20 protein-coding genes are annotated in these 17,640 nt (G+C 74.4%); 13 read left to right on the top strand and 7 right to left on the bottom strand.

Annotated elements, in window-relative coordinates; genetic code table 11:
• Nucleotides 1-162: 162 nt before the first annotated feature.
• Complete coding sequence (locus tag AB0O53_RS32085; RefSeq protein WP_365200403.1) at nucleotides 163-1,128, top strand: Gfo/Idh/MocA family protein; 966 nt, start codon at nucleotides 163-165, stop codon at nucleotides 1,126-1,128.
• 102 nt (nucleotides 1,129-1,230) lie between these two features.
• Here AB0O53_RS32085 and AB0O53_RS32080 read toward each other — a convergent pair whose 3' ends face one another.
• The 3 genes from AB0O53_RS32080 to AB0O53_RS32070 form a co-directional block, all read right to left on the bottom strand.
• On the bottom strand, nucleotides 1,231-1,776 hold the full coding sequence (locus AB0O53_RS32080) for a hypothetical protein (protein ID WP_351001367.1): 546 nt from the start codon (nucleotides 1,774-1,776) through the stop codon (nucleotides 1,231-1,233).
• Between the two features lie 88 nt (nucleotides 1,777-1,864).
• Nucleotides 1,865-3,223: a MocR-like pyridoxine biosynthesis transcription factor PdxR gene (gene pdxR / locus AB0O53_RS32075; RefSeq protein WP_403142499.1), complete on the bottom strand. Its 1,359-nt coding sequence runs from the start codon at nucleotides 3,221-3,223 to the stop codon at nucleotides 1,865-1,867.
• 107 nt (nucleotides 3,224-3,330) lie between these two features.
• Nucleotides 3,331-3,765, bottom strand: coding sequence for a MarR family winged helix-turn-helix transcriptional regulator (locus AB0O53_RS32070; RefSeq protein WP_351001415.1), 435 nt, complete (start codon nucleotides 3,763-3,765; stop codon nucleotides 3,331-3,333).
• Nucleotides 3,766-3,901: 136 nt separating this feature from the next.
• Between AB0O53_RS32070 and AB0O53_RS32065 the strand changes: the two genes are divergently transcribed.
• Both AB0O53_RS32065 and AB0O53_RS32060 read left to right on the top strand, forming a co-directional pair.
• Nucleotides 3,902-4,777 carry an alpha/beta fold hydrolase gene (locus AB0O53_RS32065; protein ID WP_351001370.1) on the top strand — a complete coding sequence of 292 codons (876 nt, stop codon included), beginning with the start codon at nucleotides 3,902-3,904 and terminating at the stop codon, nucleotides 4,775-4,777.
• Between the two features lie 98 nt (nucleotides 4,778-4,875).
• Nucleotides 4,876-5,706, top strand: coding sequence for a class I SAM-dependent methyltransferase (locus AB0O53_RS32060; RefSeq protein WP_351001373.1), 831 nt, complete (start codon nucleotides 4,876-4,878; stop codon nucleotides 5,704-5,706).
• On the opposite strand, the gene AB0O53_RS32055 is transcribed toward AB0O53_RS32060, so the two are convergent.
• Complete coding sequence (locus AB0O53_RS32055; RefSeq protein WP_351001376.1) at nucleotides 5,703-6,128, bottom strand: MerR family transcriptional regulator; 426 nt, start codon at nucleotides 6,126-6,128, stop codon at nucleotides 5,703-5,705. The genes AB0O53_RS32060 and AB0O53_RS32055 overlap by 4 nt on opposite strands.
• A gap of 123 nt (nucleotides 6,129-6,251) precedes the next feature.
• On the opposite strand from AB0O53_RS32055, the gene AB0O53_RS32050 reads away from it, so the two are divergent.
• Nucleotides 6,252-6,884: an O-methyltransferase gene (locus AB0O53_RS32050; RefSeq protein ID WP_365200290.1), complete on the top strand. Its 633-nt coding sequence runs from the start codon at nucleotides 6,252-6,254 to the stop codon at nucleotides 6,882-6,884.
• Nucleotides 6,885-6,942: 58 nt separating this feature from the next.
• Here AB0O53_RS32050 and AB0O53_RS32045 read toward each other — a convergent pair whose 3' ends face one another.
• On the bottom strand, nucleotides 6,943-7,314 hold the full coding sequence (locus tag AB0O53_RS32045) for an ArsC/Spx/MgsR family protein (RefSeq protein ID WP_351001382.1): 372 nt from the start codon (nucleotides 7,312-7,314) through the stop codon (nucleotides 6,943-6,945).
• A 106-nt stretch (nucleotides 7,315-7,420) separates the two neighbouring features.
• Here AB0O53_RS32045 and AB0O53_RS32040 point away from each other — a divergent pair, with 106 nt between their 5' ends.
• Nucleotides 7,421-7,672 carry a hypothetical protein gene (locus tag AB0O53_RS32040; RefSeq protein WP_030032818.1) on the top strand — a complete coding sequence of 84 codons (252 nt, stop codon included), beginning with the start codon at nucleotides 7,421-7,423 and terminating at the stop codon, nucleotides 7,670-7,672.
• A gap of 81 nt (nucleotides 7,673-7,753) precedes the next feature.
• Here the strand turns inward: AB0O53_RS32040 and AB0O53_RS32035 are convergent, their stop codons facing one another.
• Nucleotides 7,754-8,836: a PP2C family protein-serine/threonine phosphatase gene (locus AB0O53_RS32035; RefSeq protein ID WP_351001385.1), complete on the bottom strand. Its 1,083-nt coding sequence runs from the start codon at nucleotides 8,834-8,836 to the stop codon at nucleotides 7,754-7,756.
• A 177-nt stretch (nucleotides 8,837-9,013) separates the two neighbouring features.
• Between AB0O53_RS32035 and AB0O53_RS32030 the strand changes: the two genes are divergently transcribed.
• From AB0O53_RS32030 to AB0O53_RS32020, 3 genes are all read left to right on the top strand, one after another.
• Nucleotides 9,014-9,685 (top strand): VIT1/CCC1 transporter family protein, encoded by a 672-nt coding sequence (locus AB0O53_RS32030; protein WP_365200399.1) that lies wholly within the window; start codon nucleotides 9,014-9,016, stop codon nucleotides 9,683-9,685.
• Nucleotides 9,686-9,944: 259 nt separating this feature from the next.
• A complete protein-coding gene (locus AB0O53_RS32025) occupies nucleotides 9,945-10,835 on the top strand; it encodes a TIGR01777 family oxidoreductase (RefSeq protein WP_365200286.1) in 891 nt (296 codons plus the stop codon).
• A gap of 153 nt (nucleotides 10,836-10,988) precedes the next feature.
• Nucleotides 10,989-12,260 carry an FAD-dependent oxidoreductase gene (locus AB0O53_RS32020; protein WP_365200283.1) on the top strand — a complete coding sequence of 424 codons (1,272 nt, stop codon included), beginning with the start codon at nucleotides 10,989-10,991 and terminating at the stop codon, nucleotides 12,258-12,260.
• Between the two features lie 115 nt (nucleotides 12,261-12,375).
• Here AB0O53_RS32020 and AB0O53_RS32015 read toward each other — a convergent pair whose 3' ends face one another.
• The gene (locus tag AB0O53_RS32015) at nucleotides 12,376-13,815 is read right to left on the bottom strand and encodes an NsdA family TPR-like regulatory protein (RefSeq protein ID WP_351001394.1); all 1,440 of its coding nucleotides are present in this window, start codon (nucleotides 13,813-13,815) and stop codon (nucleotides 12,376-12,378) included.
• A gap of 172 nt (nucleotides 13,816-13,987) precedes the next feature.
• On the opposite strand from AB0O53_RS32015, the gene AB0O53_RS32010 reads away from it, so the two are divergent.
• The 5 genes from AB0O53_RS32010 to AB0O53_RS31990 all read left to right on the top strand — a co-directional run bounded on the left by AB0O53_RS32010 (nucleotide 13,988) and on the right by AB0O53_RS31990 (nucleotide 17,509).
• Complete coding sequence (locus AB0O53_RS32010; RefSeq protein ID WP_351001397.1) at nucleotides 13,988-14,296, top strand: hypothetical protein; 309 nt, start codon at nucleotides 13,988-13,990, stop codon at nucleotides 14,294-14,296.
• A gap of 76 nt (nucleotides 14,297-14,372) precedes the next feature.
• Nucleotides 14,373-15,164 carry a lipoyl(octanoyl) transferase LipB gene (lipB, locus tag AB0O53_RS32005; protein WP_365200279.1) on the top strand — a complete coding sequence of 264 codons (792 nt, stop codon included), beginning with the start codon at nucleotides 14,373-14,375 and terminating at the stop codon, nucleotides 15,162-15,164.
• A 119-nt stretch (nucleotides 15,165-15,283) separates the two neighbouring features.
• Nucleotides 15,284-16,237: a lipoyl synthase gene (gene lipA, locus AB0O53_RS32000; RefSeq protein WP_351001403.1), complete on the top strand. Its 954-nt coding sequence runs from the start codon at nucleotides 15,284-15,286 to the stop codon at nucleotides 16,235-16,237.
• A 365-nt stretch (nucleotides 16,238-16,602) separates the two neighbouring features.
• On the top strand, nucleotides 16,603-16,800 hold the full coding sequence (locus AB0O53_RS31995; protein WP_136230622.1) for an SCO2195 family GlnR-regulated protein: 198 nt from the start codon (nucleotides 16,603-16,605) through the stop codon (nucleotides 16,798-16,800).
• A gap of 10 nt (nucleotides 16,801-16,810) precedes the next feature.
• Nucleotides 16,811-17,509 carry a DUF4191 domain-containing protein gene (locus AB0O53_RS31990; RefSeq protein WP_030849255.1) on the top strand — a complete coding sequence of 233 codons (699 nt, stop codon included), beginning with the start codon at nucleotides 16,811-16,813 and terminating at the stop codon, nucleotides 17,507-17,509.
• The last annotated feature ends 131 nt before the right edge of the window (nucleotides 17,510-17,640 follow it).

The following is a 17,640-nucleotide window of genomic DNA, read 5'->3' as shown; positions in this document are numbered from 1 at the left end:
CGGTGTTGACCGCAGCGTGCCCGCCCGCGATTTCTCTTCCGTTGCCCGTGTGTGAACCCCGTGTTACCGAGGTTTACGCCCCTGGTCGGGCGGCTCGTGCGGGTTGGCGGTCGAGCACCCGTCCGGGTGGGGCAGACTGACCGCGTGAGCATTTCGTCTGATATGAGCTCCGCCGGAGACCGCGCCGGAGTTCCCGCCGAGACCACCGCCCCAACTGCCGCCGACCAGGCCCCCGCAGACACCCGCCCCCGGGTCGGGCTGCTCGGGACCGGCCCCTGGGCGACCCGCACCCATGCCCCCGCGCTCGCCGCGCACACGGGCTCCGAGTTCGCCGGTGTGTGGGGGCGCCGGCCCGAAGCCGCCGCGGAGCTTGCGCACCAGCACGGCGTGAAGGTGTACGAAGACCCGGACGAGCTGTTCGCCGACTGTGATGTCGTCGCCTTCGCCCTGCCGCCCGACGTACAGGCACCGCTCGCCGTGCGCGCGGCCGCCGCCGGCTGCCACCTGCTGCTCGACAAGCCCGTCGCGACGACACCGCAGGACGCCCGCGCCGTCGCCGACGCCGTCGCCCGCCACCGGGTCTCCTCCGTCGTCTTCCTCACCCTGCGCTTCGCCGAGCCCACCGCGGGCTGGGTCGAGGAGCAGGCCGCCCGCACCGGCTGGTTCACGGCCGCCGCGCACTGGCTCGGCGCCGTGTTCCCGCCCGACGGCACCCCCAGCGCCTACGCCGACTCGCCCTGGCGCAAGGCCAAGGGCGGACTGTGGGACGTCGGGCCGCACGCCCTGTCGGTCCTGATCCCGATCCTCGGGGACGTCACCGAGGTCAGCGCCACCCGCGGCCCCTCCGACGTCGTCCAGCTGGCGCTGCGGCACGCCTCCGGCGCGGCCAGCACCGCCGTGCTCAGCCTGGGTGCCCCGCAGGCGGCCGCCGGGGTCGGGCTGGAACTGCGCGGCAGCGAGGGCGTGCACGAACTGCCCGGCTGGAGCGACGTACCGGGTGCCTACGGGCGGGCCCTGGACGCACTGCTCACCGCGGCCCGCACGGGCGTGCCCGACCCGCGCGGAGCGGAGTTCGGGGCCCGGCTGACGGAGATCCTGGCGCAGGCGGAGGCGCAGCTCCCCGACTGAGGCGCGGCGTACGGCCGGGGAGCCGCGCCTCCCCGGCCACCCGGCTCCCCGGTCACCCGGCTCCCCGGCCGGGTCGCGGCTCCCCGCGCGAGGTGCGGCGCCCTATTTGATGAGGGCGTTGGCCACGATGATGGCGAGGCCGATGGTGGCGTCGGCCAGGCCGATCAGCAGGGACCGGCCGAGCCGGTGGCCGACCCGGAGGGCCGTGAGCGCGCCCCAGCCGAACAACAGGGCCGTGTTCAGGCCGAGCCCGGCCGCCGTCACGTCGTAGGCGTCCCAGCCGCCGAACCCGGCGGCGGTCAGCAGCAGGACGGTGGGAAGGGTGGCCACGATCAGCGGCCACTCGTTCCACAGGGCCCGGCCCAGGACGTGCCAGCGGTGGCCACCGGCCTCCTCCCGGTGCGAGGCCATGTGGTGCGAGTAGCCGTGCGCCAGACCGGCCGTGGCCGCCGTCACCAGGACCCAGCTGGCGTCGTAGAAGGGGGTGAAGTCCTCGCCCTCCTGGTTCAGCGCGGCCATCAGGGCGCTGGCCAGGACCGTTCCGTAGATCCCGCCGAACATCCAGTCGGCGTGCCGGTGGGACGGGTAGGGCGGGTGGGACGAGCGGGTGGTGGTCAGGCTCTCTCCCTGCGGCTGCTGCTCGGTCACGACTCGGTCCTTAAGGTGCGGTATGTCCTCTTTCGGCACTCCGGCCACCATACGAGAACGGCGCGTGGGGGCGTTGTGAAGGAGCCCGCTACCCGTCCACCGCGCGGCGAGCCACCTCGGCCAAGGCTTCCAGGGCCTCGGCGAAGGCCGCGTCCGGGGGCGCCGCGTAGCCGACGACCAGCCCCTCGCGGGGCGGGGTCCGGTCGGCGGGGTGCCGGTAGGAGGAGAGGCCGTCCAGGGCCAGCCCCGCGGCGCGGGCCGCCGCGAGCGCCCGGGCCTCGCGGCCCGGCGGGAGCTCCACCACGGCGTGCAGTCCGGCCGAGATGCCCGTGACCCGGACCTCGGGGGCCCGTGCGGCCAGTACGGAGACCAACTGGTCGCGGCGGTGCCGGTAGCGCAGGCGCATCCGCCGCACGTGCCGGTCGTACGCCCCGCATTCGATGAAGTCGGCGAGCGCCAGCTGGTCCAGCGCGCTCGCCCAGGACTCGCGCAACCCCTTCGCCGCCAGCACCTGCCCGACCAGGTGGTCCGGGAGCACCAGCCAGCCCAGTCGGAGCGCGGGGGAGAGGCTCTTGCTGAGCGAGCCCGCGTGGACCACGTGCTCGGGGGCCAGTCCCTGAACCGCTCCGACCGGTTTGCGGTCGTATCGGAACTCCCCGTCGTAGTCGTCCTCCACGATCAGGCCGCCGGTGGTGCGGGCCCACTCCACGGCCGCCGCCCGCCGGGCGGGCAGCAGGGCGCACCCGGTGGGGAACTGGTGCGCCGGGGTGAGCAGCACCGTACGGGCGGGGGAGGGGATTTCCCCGGTCCGGGCGCCGTCCTCGTCGACCGCGACGGGATGCGGGCGGACCCCGGCGGCGTCCAGGATGCCGTGGTGGAAGGGGAGTCCGTACGCCTCGACGGCCCAGTCCCGGGGGCGCAGGGACGCGAGGAGCCGCAGCCCGTTGGCGAAACCGGAGCAGACCACGATGTTCTCGGGGCCGGTGCGCACGCCCCGCGTCCGGGACAGGTAGCCGGCCAGCGCCCGCCGCAACTCGGGACGGCCCCGCGGATCGCCCGGGCCGAAGGCCTCGGTGGGTGCCCCGGCCAGGGCCCGCCGGGCGCTCGTCGCCCAGGGGCCCCGCGGGAAGGAGGCGGGGTCGGGCTTGCCCTGGAGCAGGTCGTGCCGGGGGCGCTCGGGCGGCGGTCCGGCCCCGGGGGACGGCGCGGGTGCGACCGCCACCCCCTCCGCGACTCTGGTGCCGGAGCCCTGCCGGGCCGTGAACCAGCCCTCGGCGACCAGCTCGGCGTACGCGTCGGCGACGGCGTTGCGGGCCAGCCCGAGGTCGGCGGCCAGGGCCCGGTAGGGCGGCAGCCGCGTCCCGCCGGCCAGCCGCCCGCTGCGCACCGCGCCGCGCAGGGCCCGGGCGAGGGCGGTGCGGCGGGGGCCCTCGGCGGGGAGGTCCAGGTGCAGGTCGGAGCCGGATCCGGAGCCGGAGCCGGATGCGGATTCGGAGTCCGTGCCGGGGGCGGGGTCGCGACCGGGGTCGGGGGCGGGGCCGGTGGCCGGGGCGGTCACGGGCGGGGCTCCTTCGCGAAGACGGTGTGGGTGGCCGTCAGGAAGCGGCGGACGGTGTCCCGTTCGGCGGGGTCGAAGGAGTCCAGTACCCGCAGCACCCCGTCGATGAGAGGCCCGAAGAACTCCCGGCCCAGGCGGATCGCGGCCGGCTCCACCCGCAGCAGGATCCGGCGCCGGTCGTGCTCGTCGCGGATCCGGGCCACGTGGCCGAGCCGCTCCAATCGGTCGATCACGGCCGTGGTGCCCGCCGAGTTGAGGCCGAGCCGGGCACCGAGCAGGCCCGCCGTGGCCGGCTCGCCCGCGCGGGCCGCGTCCAGCAGGCAGATCAGGGCCCGCACGTCGGTCGGGTGCATGCCGTTGCGGGCGGCGAACTCCGCCTGCCGCAGGCCGAAGTCCACGGTCACCGCCCGCAGCAGGTGCACCAGCCGCAGATTCTCCGGCTCGTGGTCGTCGGGCTGGTGGTTGTCGGGCTCGTGGTTTTCGGGTTCGTGGTTGTCCGGCACAGTGCCTCCTGCCTACTATCTCGTTGAGCGAGATTATCGGCTGGCGAGACATTGGAGCAGCGCCGTGTCCCGGACGTCGTCCTCCCGTTCCCCTGCTTCCCCCGCCTTCCGTTCCGCCTACGGCGAGGTGCTCGCCGGATGGCCCGGGCCGGTCGACGCCGTCGACCTGCCGACCCCCTGCGGGACCACCCGCGTCAACAGCTGCGGCCCGGCCGGCGCCCCGCCGCTGGTGCTGCTGCCGGGCGGCGGGGCCACCTCCGCGGTGTGGGGCGCCTGCGCCGCCGCCGGGGCGGCCCGCACCCACCGCGTGCACGCCGTGGACCTCGTGGGCGAACCGGGGCTCAGCGTCCCGGCGCCCGGACGGGCCCCGCGCACCCCCGATGACCTGGCCGACTGGCTCGACGCGGTGCTCGACGGGCTCGCCCCGCACGGACCGGTGACCCTCGCCGGACACTCGTACGGAGCCTGGATCGCCGCCCACCGCGCCGCCCGGCGGCCCGCCCGGCTCGGCCGCCTCGTCCTGCTCGACCCCACCCAGGTCTTCGTGGGACTGCACCCCGGCTACGTCCTGCGCGCCCTGCCCGTGCTCGTGCGGCCCACCCCGGAGCGGATCCGCTCCTTCCTCCACTGGGAGACCCGCGGGGCCGCCCTCGACCCGGCCTGGCTCCGGCTCCAGGACGCCACCGCCGGCTTCCCCACCTCCCGGCCGGTCACCGGCCCGCGCCCCGACCTCGTGGCCCTGGCCCGCCTTGCCGAGTCCGACGTCCGGGTGGACGTCCTGTTCGCCGGGCGCGCCCGCTGCCACGACCCCGGCCGGGCGGCCCGCGCCGCGCGCGAGGCGCTGCCGGGCGCGCGGGTCGACGTACTGCCCGGGGTCCCGCACCACGCCCTGCCCCTGACGGCCGCCACCGAGATCGCCCGCCTGCTCGCCGACCCCTAGGGTGCCCGTCGGCGGCTGTCCGGCCCGCTCACGGCGTTCGGCGTCCGCGGCCCGCGCGGCAGCGGCGTTTCAGAGGCGTAAGTCGCTATTTTCCTGACATGTCCGCCGGTTCGGCCCTCACGGCCACTCCCGCCACCGTCCCGCTCGCCTCCCCGCAGCCGCGCCTGCTGTACGACGCCTGCCCGCTCTGCTCCGACGCCGAGATCTCCGTCCTGAGGACCGGGGACTGCTCGCGCCACCCGCTCTACAAGCCCGTGGTCGCACCGGTCATGACCTGGATGCGCTGCGCCGCCTGCGGACACGTCTTCACCGACGGCTACTTCTCGGACGAGGTCTCGGCCGAGATCTTCTCCGCGACCAACCCCCACCAGCAGCCCGGCGCCGGCTTCGAGCAGAACCGCTACACCTCGGCGCGCATCGTCGAACGCGTCGCGCGCCACGTGGGCGACGGCCGCTGGCTCGACGTCGGCTTCGGCAACGGATCGCTGCTGTTCACCGCCGAGGAGTGGGGCTTCGAGCCCCACGGACTCGATCTGCGGCCGTCGACGGCGGAGGGCCTGCGCCGGCTCGGCATCGAGGCCCACTGCGCCGACCTCACGGAACTCGACGCCCCCGGCCGGTACTCCGTGATCAGCCTGGCCGACGTGCTGGAGCACATGCCGTACCCGGGGGAGGGCCTGGCCGCCGCACACCGCCTGCTCCGGGACGGCGGCGTGATCTTCGCGTCGATGCCCAACTACGACTGCTCGGTCTGGCGCCTGCTCGACGCCGGCGAGGCCAACCCCTACTGGGGGGAGCTGGAGCACTTCCACAACTTCAGCCGCCGACGCCTCTACGCACTGATGGAGGAGCACGGCTTCGAGCCCCTGCAGTACTCGGTCAGCGAGCGCTACCGCGCCTGCATGGAGGTCATCGCCCGCCGCGTCTAGGCGGTCTCCCCGGCAGACTGCTCGGGCAGCAGGTCCCGCAGCCCCGCCCGGAAGGTTGGGCAGTCGAGCAGGGACGGATGCTCGCAGTTCAGGGCGTGGCTGATCCGTGCCCGAGCCTCCCGCATGGCCTCGATGCGCCGGTCGAGGACCTCGATCCGGCCGTGCAGGTAGGGGCGCACCTCGCCCGGCGCCGCCTCCAGCAGCTCCTTCAGCTCGGCCAGGGAGAACCCGCTGGCCCGCGCGGCCAGGATCAGGGCCACCCGGTCGACCGCCTCGGGGAGGTAGGTCCGGCGCAGGCCGTTGCGGCCCTCGGACGCCAGCAGGCCGAGCCGTTCGTAGTACCGCAGGGCGGAAGGGGCGACGCCCGTCGCCTCCGCCACTTCGGCGATGTCCAGGAGCCGTGCTCCCGCCGCGGTGTCCATGCGTCTCCCGTCCGCCGTTCCGGAGCCCGGTCGTCCCTTGACTTGAAGTCCGGTTCAAGTGCCACGGTACGCGGAGAGCGGCGTGCCGTGCGGGCCCGCCCGATTCCCTGGGAGCGGACGACGATGAGGCCGTGGACGAGGACAGCGGATCACGCGGACCGGTGGCGCCGGGTCCGGACCGCCGCGGTGGCGGTGATCGCGGCCGTGCGGCACCCCCTGGAGGTGCCCGACGCCTTCGCCGCGGTGCAGGAGGCCACCCGCCGGCACCGGCGCGCGCACCGCTGCGGCGCGTACGCGTACGGGGAGGGCTCGCTGCCCGCCACCGTGGCGGCCGCGCTGGGCGCGCTGCGGATCGTGGAGGTGGGCACGGCCCTCGGCTACACCGCGATGGCGATGGCGGACGCGGCGCCCCTGGCGCACGTCGACACCGTCGAGATGGACCCGGACCACGTCCGGCTGGCCCGGGGCCAGATCACCCGCCACGGTTTCGGCGACCGGGTGAGCGTCCGGCCCGGCACGGCCGAGGAGGTCCTGCCGGGCCTCGGCTCCGGCGGATACGACCTGGCCTTCTTCGACGGCTTCACCCCGACCCTGGAGGTCGTCACCCACCTGCACCGGCTGCTGCGCCCGGGCGGCACGCTGATCGCGGGCAATCTGATCCTCGGCCCGGCGCCCGAGGTGACCGGGTACCTGAGCGATCCGGTCCGCTGGCGCACGCACTCCCTCGGGGAGAGCGCACTGTGCGTGAAACGCTGAGGCGCTGCGCCGGCCGGGCCCTGCCCGGCCGGGTAGGGCAGGGCAAGGCCGGAGGATCTCAGGCCGTGCGCGACAGCGCGTCGCGGACGGCCTCCTCGGTGCGGGCCACCACGGCCGTGCCGTCCTCGGCGGTGATGATCGGGCGCTGGATGAGCTTCGGGTGCGCGGCCAGGTGGGTGATCCAGCGGGCCCGCGCCGCATCCGTCCCCTCGCGCGGCAGGTCCCGGACGCCCGTCTCCCGCGCCAGCGGGTCCGACGTGCGGGTGATGTCCCACGGCTCCAGCCCCAGACGGCCCAGCACCTCGCGGATCTCCTCCTCGGAGGGCACGTCCTCCAGGTAGCGGCGCACGGTGTAGTCGGCGCCCTCCGCGTCCAGCAGGGTGAGCGCGCTGCGGCACTTGGAACACGCCGGGTTGATCCAGATCTCCATGGCTCCAACCCTACCCAGGGCCCGCCCGGCCAGGGCTTTTGTCAGTGGTCCCCGGTAAAATCGAGGAAGAACGACAGGAAGCCAACTACCGTTTGGGAGGCTGTAGATGGCCACTGCCAGCACCGTCCGGCCCGTCCAGAAGAAGCCGCTGCCGGCGGGCCTGCCCCGCGAGTGGTACGAGAGCCACAACCGCCGTCTGAAGGCGATGCGGTTGGCGATATCCCTGCTCGACTCGGGGACGTACGACGCCAAGCGCGCCACCAACCGGAAGATCCGGACGATGGCGGTCCGGACGGGGATCCACCGGCCGTCCAACGTCACCTGCAAGATGGTGCGCGCGTTCATCAAGGAGTCGTGACGGCGCTCCCCGGCATGCCGGAAACCCCGCCCGCCGCCCGCCGACCGGCCACGGGCGGCGGGCGGAGCCGGGGCGGGCCGGTCACGGACGCTCGTCCGGTGAGAGCAGCAGGAGGGCCACGTCGTCGCCCGGCCCGCCGTTCGTGAAGGCCGCAAGGTCCTTCCACACCGCCCCGACCAGGCCCGCCGGGTCCCGCGCCAGCACGGGCACCCGGGTCGCCAGGGGGTAGAAGTGCCCGGCCGCGTCCCGGGCCTCCGTCGCCCCGTCGGTGTGCAGCAGGAACTGGTCCCCGGGCCGCACCGGCAGTTCCACCACCTTCGGCGGGTCCGGCCCCGCGAGCCCCAGGCCCAGCGGAGGCCCCGGCTCCACGGTCACCTCGTCGACCTCCGCCCCCCGCAGCCGCAGCGCCGGCGGATGCCCGCACGAGACGAACCGTACGAGGTCCAGCCCGGGCGGGAACTCCACCAGCACCGCCGTCGCGAACAGCTCCGGATGGTCCACATGGGCGTCCGCCGAGTCCGCCAGCAGCCGCCGGTCCAGCCGGACCGCCACCGCCGCCAGCTCCGCGTCGTCGAGCACGGCCTCGCGGAAGGCCCCGAGCAGCGCCGCCACGGTGGCCACCGCCGCCAGGCCGTGCCCCTGCACGTCCGCGACCAGCGCCCGCACCCCGAACGGCCCCACCCGTACGTCGTACAGGTCGCCGCCCACGAGGGTGCCGCGCTGCGCCGCCCGGTAGAGGCCCGAACAGCGCACCTCGCCCACCCGTTCCGGCACCGGCGGCAGCACCGCCAGCTGGGCCGCCTCCGCGACCGTCCGCACGCTGACCAGCTGTTCGTCCCGGCGCTGGCGGACCCAGGCGATGACCACGCTCAGCAGCCCGACGACGGCCACCGTGGCCAGGTCCGTCCCCCGGGCCTGGGCGACGCCGATGTCGTGCACACCCAGGAGCAGCAGGACGATCGCCGCGAAGCACGCGGTACCGGCCGCCCCGTACGCGAACGCCGCCACCGGGGGCAGGCCCGCCAGGAAGAAGCCGAGCTCCACGTCGGTGGTGAGCGACTGTGCGAGGACGAGCGCCACCAGGGCCGCCGCGGGCGCGATCCGGGCCCAGCGCGGCGGTGGCTCGCCGCGCAGCCCGCCCGGCTCAGCGCGTCCGCGTCTCACCCCTCCACCCTGGTACGGGGGCCGGGCCCGCGCACCCCGGACCGGCCCCACCGGGTGGCCCCGCCCGCCCCGGGCCGCGACAGTGGTGGCGTGACGGGAAACGAAGGCCCGCGCCGGACGCCCGGCCCGGCCCACGTCGAGGCGCACGGCACCGGCGACGGCTCGGCCAGCGGGGAGATGAGCACACGGCTCAACTGGCTGCGCGCGGGCGTGCTCGGCGCCAACGACGGGATCATCTCCACGGCGGGCCTGGTGGTCGGCGTGGCCGGGGCCACCACCTCGCGTGCGTCGATCCTGGCGGCGGGCGTCGCCGGACTGCTGGCGGGATCGCTGTCCATGGCGGCGGGGGAGTACGTGTCGGTCAGCTCCCAGCGGGACTCCGAGCGGGCCGCGCTCGACATGGAACGCCGGGAGCTGGCCGAGGAGCCGGAGGCGGAGCTCGACGAGCTCACCGACCTGCTGGCGGAGCGGGGCCTGAGCCGCGAGGTCGCCCGGGAGGCCGCCGAGCAGCTCACGGAACGGGACGCCCTGCGGGCCCACGCCCGCGTGGAGCTCGGGATCAACCCGGACGAGCTGGCCAACCCCTGGCACGCGGCCTTCGCCAGCCTCGTCGCCTTCACCGTGGGGGCGCTGCTGCCGCTGCTGGCGATCCTCCTGCCGGGGCCGTCGGCGCGGGTGCCGGTGACGGTGGTGGCGGTGCTGGCGGCGCTCACGCTGTGCGGGGTGCTCAGCGCACGGCTCGGCGGGGCCCCGGTTCCGCGCGCCGTCGCCCGCAACGTGGCCGGCGGCGCCCTGGCCATGGCCGTCACCTACGCGGTAGGCACCTGGCTCGGCACCGCCACGGCCTGACGCCCCGGCCCGGCCGGTGGGGCTCCGCCCCACACCCCGCGCCTCAAACGCCGGCGGGGCTGAGAGATCGCCTCAATCGCCGGCGGGGCTGGGAGATCGCCTCAATCGCCGGCGGGGCTGGAAAACAGCCCCGCCGGCGATTGAGGCGCGGGCGCGGAGCGCCGTGCAGTGACGCCCGCCGAGCCGGGTCGCACCCGAAACCCGACGACGCACCCCCAAAGCCGCCGAGCACAGCGCAGCGACCCGGCAGGATGGCCCCATGCGCATCGCACTCACCGGCTCGACCGGCCTCATCGGCAGTGCACTCGTGCGGTCCCTGCGGGCCGACGGCCACGAAGTGGTGCGGTTCGTGCGGCGGGAGCCCACCGGGGCGGACGAGGCGCGGTGGGATCCGCAGCGCGGCCACGTGGACCCGGCCGGGCTGGCCGGCTGCGGCGCCGTCGTGCACCTGGCCGGCGCCGGGATCGGCGACCACCGGTGGACCGCCGCGTACAAGCGGAAGATCCGCGACAGCCGCGTGCTCGGCACCGCCGCGCTCGCGACCGCCCTCGCCGGCCTCGACGAACCGCCCGCCGTCCTCGTCAGCGGCTCCGCCGTCGGCTACTACGGGGACACCGGCGACCGCCCCGTGGACGAGGACAGCCCCGCCGGCCAGGGCTTCCTGCCCTCGGTCTGCGTGGAGTGGGAGGCCGCCGCCGCCCCCGCCCAGGAGGCCGGGATCCGCACCGCGTTCGCCCGTACCGGACTGGTCGTCGCCAAGGAGGGCGGGGCCTGGGGGCGGATGTTCCCCCTCTTCCGCGCCGGCGTCGGCGGCCGGCTCGGGGACGGCCGCCAGTACTGGCCGTACATCTCCCTGCACGACGAGGTCGCGGCCCTGCGCCACATCATCGACACCCCGGCCCTGAGCGGCCCGGTCAACCTCACCGCCCCCGAACCGCTGACCAACCGCCAGGTCACCGCCGCCATGGGCCGGGTGCTGCACCGGCCGGCGGTGCTGCCCGTACCGGCCGTGGCCCTGCGCGTGGTGCTCGGGGAGTTCTCCCAGGACGTGCTGGGCGGTCAGCGCGCCCGCCCGGCCCGGCTCCTGGGGTCGGGGTTCGTCTTCCGCGACCCCGGTATCGAACAGGCCATCCGCGCCGCGCTCCGATAAACGGCGTGCGACCGTGTGCGACCGTTCGTGACCCGGATGCGACCGTCGTGCGACCGGAGTTGCCCGTAATACCCGGCCCAACTCGGGTTCCCGTTCGACCGGTTGGGGGAAGGAGGATCCCCACACAGCCGCGCCGACCTCGGGGAGGGGCACGTGCTCAGCAGCGCACCCAATGCCGCACACCATGCGGACGTCGTCATCGTAGGAGCCGGAGTCTCAGGACTCGCGGCCGCGCACCACCTGATCGCAGCCGGGGTCACGGTCACCGTCCTGGAAGCCGCGGACGATCCCGGCGGGCGGATGGCCACCGAATCGGCCGACGGGTTCCGGCTCGACCGGACCGCACAGTTGCTCAACACCGCGTACAGCGAGCTGGAGCGGACCCACGCCCTGCGGGCCCTGGTCCTGCGCCCCTTCTCGCCAGGGGTCCTGGTCCACACCGACGGCAGGCAGGTGCGGGCCGGGTCCCTCACCCCCGCCCGGGCCCTGGCCAGCGGCTCCCTCGACCAGGCCCGGCTCAGCGCCGCCCTCGGCAGGCTCGCCGCGCTGCCCGAGGACAAGCTCCTCGCACGGCCCGAACGCACCGCGTCCGCGGCCCTGCGCACCCGCGGCCTGCCCTCGCGCACCCTCAACGGCGTGCTCCGGCCGCTGCTCGCCGCCCTGCTGCGGGACCCGGAGCTCACCACCTCCAGCCGGGTCGCCGACCTGGCCCTGCGCACCTTCGCCCGCGGCCGTCTCGCCGTGCCCGAAGGCGGCGCGGCGGCCCTGCCCGACCTGCTCGCCGCGGGACTGCCGCCCGGCACCGTACGGACCGGCGTCCGGGTCCGGTCGGTGGCCACCAACCTGGTCACCACCGAGGAGCACGGCGCGTTCCGCTGCCGCTCGGTCCTGCTCGCCACCGGCGCCCGCGCCGCCGCCGAGCTCCTGCCCGGCCTGCGCGTGCCCGCGTTCCACGAGGTCACCGTCCTGCACCACGCCACGGCCGGCCCGCTGCCCCGGGACGGTTCGCTGGTCCTGGACGGGGACCCCAACTGGCCCGTCTCCCACACCGCCGTGATGAGCGCGGTCGACCCGACGCGGGCCCCGGCCGGCCGCAGCCTCGTCACCACGACCGTGCTCGGTCCGCCGCCGCCGGTCCGCACCGTCGCCTCGCGCCTCGCCCGCCTCTACGACACCAGCACCCGGGAATGGGAGCTGCTGGTCGTCCACCACACCCCGGAGGCCGTCCCCGCGATGCCCCCGCCGCACGACCGGCGCCGCCCGGTACGGGTCCTGGCCGGGCTCTACGTGTGCGGCGACCACCGCGACACCAACACCGTCCAGGGCGCCCTGCACTCGGCCCGCCGCGCCGGCGGCGCCATCCTGCGCGACTTCGGCATCCCGCTCCCGGTCGCCCCGGAGCCCGCACTCCCGGTGGCGGCCTGAGAACCACCCACGACACAGGGGCCCGGCCTTCCGCCTCGGGACCGGGCCCCTGCCGCACCCCCGTTCTCGCAGGAAGGCACGGGGCGGCGGTCCGGACCCGCAGATCCCGCCGCGGTCAGGACAGCGCCGCCACCCGGTCCCGGTAGGTCCGCACGGCCGACGCGTCCCGGTAGGGCTCCAGCCGCCGCTCGAAGTCCCGTACGTACTCCACGGCCCGGACCGACCGCATCTCCATCGCCTGCTGCGCCGCCTCCGCCCCCAGCGCGCACGCCTGGTCCAGCTCACCCAGCCCCAGCCGGGCCGTGGCCAGCACCACCCGGCAGAACAGCCGTGACCGCGCGAACCCCGGCGCCCTGAGCTGCAGGGACCGCTCCGCGTGCTGCGCCGAGGCCCGGTACTGCTGCAGGTCCCGGTGGCAGTGCCCGAACTCGTCCGCCAGCTGTCCCTCGTCGAACAGCCGCGCCCAGTGCGGCACGTCGTCACCCGGCCGGGCCGCGCCCAGCGCGCGCTCGGCCCGCACCAGGGAGGCCGTCGCCGCCCGGACCTCGCCGAGGACCGCGTGCCCGCGCGCCTCCGACGCGTGCAGCAGCGCCTGCACCACCGGCGGCGGACCGGAACCGACGCCCTGCTGTGCCACCCGGGCCAGCTGCACGGCCTCCCGGCCGTGCCCGAGGTAGACCGCCTGCCGGCTCATGGTGACCAGCACGTACGAGCCGTAGGGGCGGTCCCCGGCCGCCTGCGCGAGCCGCAGGGCCTGCACGAAGTACCGCTGGGCGAGCCCGTGCGCGGCGATGTCGTACGAGGTCCAGCCCGCGAGCCGGGTCAGGTCCGCGGCGGCCGCGAACAGCCGGCGCCCCGTGGTCTCGCCGTAGGTGCCCCGGAGCATCGGCTCGGCCTCGTGCTCCAGGTACCGCACGAGGGCCTGGCGGGCGTGCCCGCCGCCGTAGGTGTGGTCCAGGGTCCGGAAGAGCTCGCTGACCGATCTCAGCGCGGCGATGTCGCCCGCCGTCACGCGCTGCCCGGGCCCCCGGTCGATCTGCCGCTGCCGCGGCACCGAGGTCCGGCCCTGGAGGGGCACGCGGGCCGCCGCCGGTTCCGCGCCCCGGGCCACGCGCTCGTCGGGCCGCCCGATCAGCCAGTCCCGGCTGGGCACGACCAGCCCGGCCGGGGTGAAGGCGATCTTCCGCAGTTCGGCGTGGGAGCCGGAGTCCTTGCGCCACAGGCCGCTCGCGATGTCCACGGCCTCCTCGGGGGTGGCCGCGAACTCCAGGCCCGCGTAGACCGGGGCGCACGCGTCGAGTCCCAGGTCCTGCGCGGAGAGCCGGCGCCCGAGGCGCCGGGTGAACACCTCGGCGATCAGCGCCGGGGTGGTGCCGCGCGGCTGCTGGCCGCGCAGCCAGCGGGTCACGGAGGTCTTGTCGTACCGCAGGTCGAGACCGTGTTCCAGACCGAGCTGGTCGACGCGGCGGGCGAGCCCGGCGTTGGAGAACCCGGCTTCCGCGATCAGCGCCGCCAGCTGGCGGTTGGGGACGCGCTGGGCAGGTCGTTCCGTCATCGGCTCCACGGTTTCCTGACGCGACGGACCGGAGTCCCGGCCCTTGAACGGCGTGAATGTAGCGGCGAACTTCGCCCGCGCCGCCCTCTCTGCCCCACATTCATCCGATCGTGTGCAGAATCGGTAGGGCCCTTTACGGACTGCCCCCCTCCGCCCGCGTACGCTGCGGGCCATGACCCGCCGGCACCACCCGTCACACCTGCCCGAGGAACGACCCGAATCCACGGCTCCGCTGCCTCCGCCCGAGCTCACCGAGGCCGAGTGCCGGCGCTGCGGCACCTACATCGCGGGGCTCGACGGGCGCTACGCCTGCGGGGTGTGCGGCTGGGTGAACGACCACTCGGAGGGCCACCGGCGGCTGCCGCGCGCGGACGAGGATCCGGACCGCCCGCCGAAGGGCCGCCGCCGGCCGAAGCCCCTGCCCTCCCGCCTGCCGGAGCCCGGAGCGGCACCGGGGTCGGGGCCCGGTGCGGGGTCCTGAGGGGGCCCGTACCGGCAGCCGTACCCTTGCTCAGTGAAGTACGTGCACACAGCAGGTTCGACGAGGAGGCGCTGCGGTGGCTGAGCTTGGGTTTGTCCGTCTGGGCTTCGGGGCGGAATCCGTCGAGTACACCCAGGCGTGGGAAGAGCAGCGCAGGGTGCACGCGGCCCGCTTCGCGGACGAGATCGACGACACCTGCCTGCTGGTCGAGCACCCGCCGGTCTACACGGCCGGCCGGCGCACCGACCCCAGTGAGCGCCCGCTCGACGGGACCCCCGTCATCGACGTGGACCGCGGCGGAAAGATCACCTGGCACGGCCCCGGCCAGCTCGTCGGCTACCCGATCATGAAGCTGCCCCGGCCGGTGGACGTGGTCGCCCACGTCCGCCGCCTGGAGGAGGCGCTGATCCGCACCGCCGCCGACTTCGGCCTGGAGACCACCCGGGTCGAGGGCCGCTCCGGCGTCTGGGTGCTCGGCGACCCGGTCGAGGAGCGCCCCAGCATCGGCGGCCTCTCGCTCGACTTCGACCCGCGGCTCGCCGACGAGGAGTTCGACCCCCGGCTCAACGGGCCCGAGTACGCCCCGTCCAACGCCGGGCAGCGGCGCGAGGACCGCAAGCTCGCCGCCATCGGGATCCGGGTCGCCAAGGGCGTCACGATGCACGGCTTCGCGATCAACGTGAACCCGGACAGCACGTGGTTCGACCGGATCATCCCGTGCGGGATCCGGGACGCCGGTGTGACCTCGCTCTCGTACGAACTGGGCCGTGAGGTCACCATCGCCGAGGTGCTCCCGGTGGTCGAGCGCCACCTGAAGGACGTACTGGAGCACGCCGAGTTGCGGCCCCGCGAGATCGAGACCGCATAGAGACCTCCCGGCAACGGGAATGAGTCCGGCCGCTCGCAGGTTGGTCGGCGTAAGAGCGTACGAAATTACGGGCGTACCCTGGTGGGCGCCCGAACAATCGAAGTCACAGGGAGCCGGTCGTGTCCGCAGTCGCACCCGACGGACGCAAGATGCTGCGCCTCGAGGTCCGGAATGCCCAGACCCCCATCGAGCGCAAGCCCGAGTGGATCAAGACCCGGGCGAAGATGGGCCCCGAGTACACCAAGATGCAGGCCCTGGTGAAGGGCGAAGGACTGCACACGGTGTGCCAGGAGGCCGGCTGTCCCAACATCTACGAATGCTGGGAGGACCGCGAGGCCACCTTCCTCATCGGCGGTGACCAGTGCACCCGGCGCTGTGACTTCTGCCAGATCGACACGGGCAAGCCCGAGGCGCTGGACCGCGACGAACCGCGCCGCGTCGGCGAGTCCGTCGTCACGATGGACCTGAACTACGCCACGATCACCGGCGTCGCCCGCGACGACCTGCCCGACGGCGGTGCCTGGCTCTACGCCGAGACCGTGCGCCAGATCCACCAGCAGACGGCGGACCGCGAGGCCGGCCACACCAAGGTCGAGCTGCTGGCCCCCGACTTCAACGCGGTGCCGGAGCTGCTGGAGGAGGTCTTCGCCTCCCGCCCCGAGGTCTTCGCGCACAACGTCGAGACCGTGCCCCGCATCTTCAAGCGGATCCGCCCCGGCTTCCGCTACGAGCGCTCCCTCGACGTGATCCGCCAGGCCCGCGCCTACGGCCTGGTCACCAAGTCGAACCTGATCCTCGGCATGGGCGAGGAGCGCGAGGAGGTCTCGCAGGCCCTGAAGGAGCTGCACGAGGCCGGCTGCGAGCTCATCACCATCACCCAGTACCTGCGGCCCTCGCCGCGCCACCACCCCGTCGAGCGCTGGGTGAAGCCGGCCGAGTTCGTCGAGCTGGCGAAGGAGGCCGAGGAGATCGGCTTCTCCGGTGTGATGTCCGGCCCGCTGGTCCGGTCCTCGTACCGCGCGGGGCGCCTGTACCAGCAGGCGATGGAGAAGCGCAGCGGAGCCGTAGCGTAGGTTGCGGGTCTGCCCGAGGTACGAGGGCGGGCACGCGGCCGAAGCGGTGGCGAGGCGGAGCTCGACCGAGGGAACGAGAAGCGCAGCGGAGCCGAGAAGAGCGCGACCGTCTGACGCCGCGCGGCGCGACCGTCCGTGTGAAGTCGCGCACAAAGTGCTACCAACGAGTAATACCGCATCGACGCGGCCCCTAGGCTCTTTCGTGACGAAGGAACCCGGCGGGCCGCGTCGGCGTATGCAACGTGTCCATCACATTTGACCGACCGGTCACGCCCTGGTAACACCAGTCAGTGACGCTTGGTCCACGCACCGTAGACACCCGCCCACCTCGCGAAGACGTGAGCATCGTGAAAGGGATCGACATCATGCAGGCCGCGCCCGTACGCGCCATCGCCATCCCGACGCTCTCCGACGCCTTCCGGGGCCTCGAATCCCTCCTCATGAGCGGGGCCCGCCGCAACGCCTGGACGGCGGTCCTGGAGGACCGCCAGCGGGCCAAGGACCGCGTCGAAACCGAACACGTACTTGAGGCCGCGGCTACCCGAACCCCGCAGGCCACGTAAACTTCGCTGTATGGCGAGGAAGTCAAACGCAGAGACTGCTGCGAACCCCGGGCGACTGAAGCAGATCGCCCTGACGTACAAGATGACGCGCAAGGCCGACCCGAAGGTCGGTCTGATCGTCGCGGGCGTGGGAATCGTCACCTTCGGTGTCTTTCTTGCGATCGGCTTCCTGATCGACCACCCGGTCTACCTGGGCATCCTGGGCTTCCTGGTGGCGTTCCTCGCGATGGCGATCGTCTTCGGGCGACGGGCCGAGCGGGCTGCCTTCGGGCAGATGGAGGGACAGCCGGGAGCGGCCGCGGCCGTACTGGACAACGTGGGACGGGGCTGGACGACCACCCCGGCCATCGCGATGACCCGGCAGCAGGACATCGTCCACCGTGCCGTGGGCAAGGCCGGCGTCGTGCTGATCGCCGAGGGCAACCCGAACCGGGTGAAGCCGCTGCTCGCGAACGAGAAGAAGAAGATGGCCCGGATCATGCCGGACGTGCCGGTCCACGACTTCATCGTGGGTACGGGCGAGGGCGAGGTGCCGCTCAAGAAGGTGCGCACCACCCTGCTCAAGCTGCCGCGCGTCCTGACCGGCCCGCAGATCACCGCGGTCAACGACAAGCTGCGTGCCATGGGTGACCTCATGAGCAACATGCCGCTGCCGAAGGGCCCCATGCCCAAGGGCATGAAGATGCCGCGCGGCGGAAAGATGCGCTGACCCGGTCAGCCGATTTTCGTATACGAGACAGGGGCGCCCCCCGAGCCGGCCGGCTCGGGCGGTACACGTTGCCGAGCTGGGCGGTGAGCGTACGCAGGGCATCCACCTGCCGGCGAACCCGCTCGATGTCC

It is taken from the genome of Streptomyces erythrochromogenes (assembly GCF_040684695.1).
Lineage (GTDB): Bacteria > Actinomycetota > Actinomycetes > Streptomycetales > Streptomycetaceae > Streptomyces > Streptomyces erythrochromogenes_C.
This window is presented reverse-complemented; position numbering and strand designations above follow the sequence as displayed.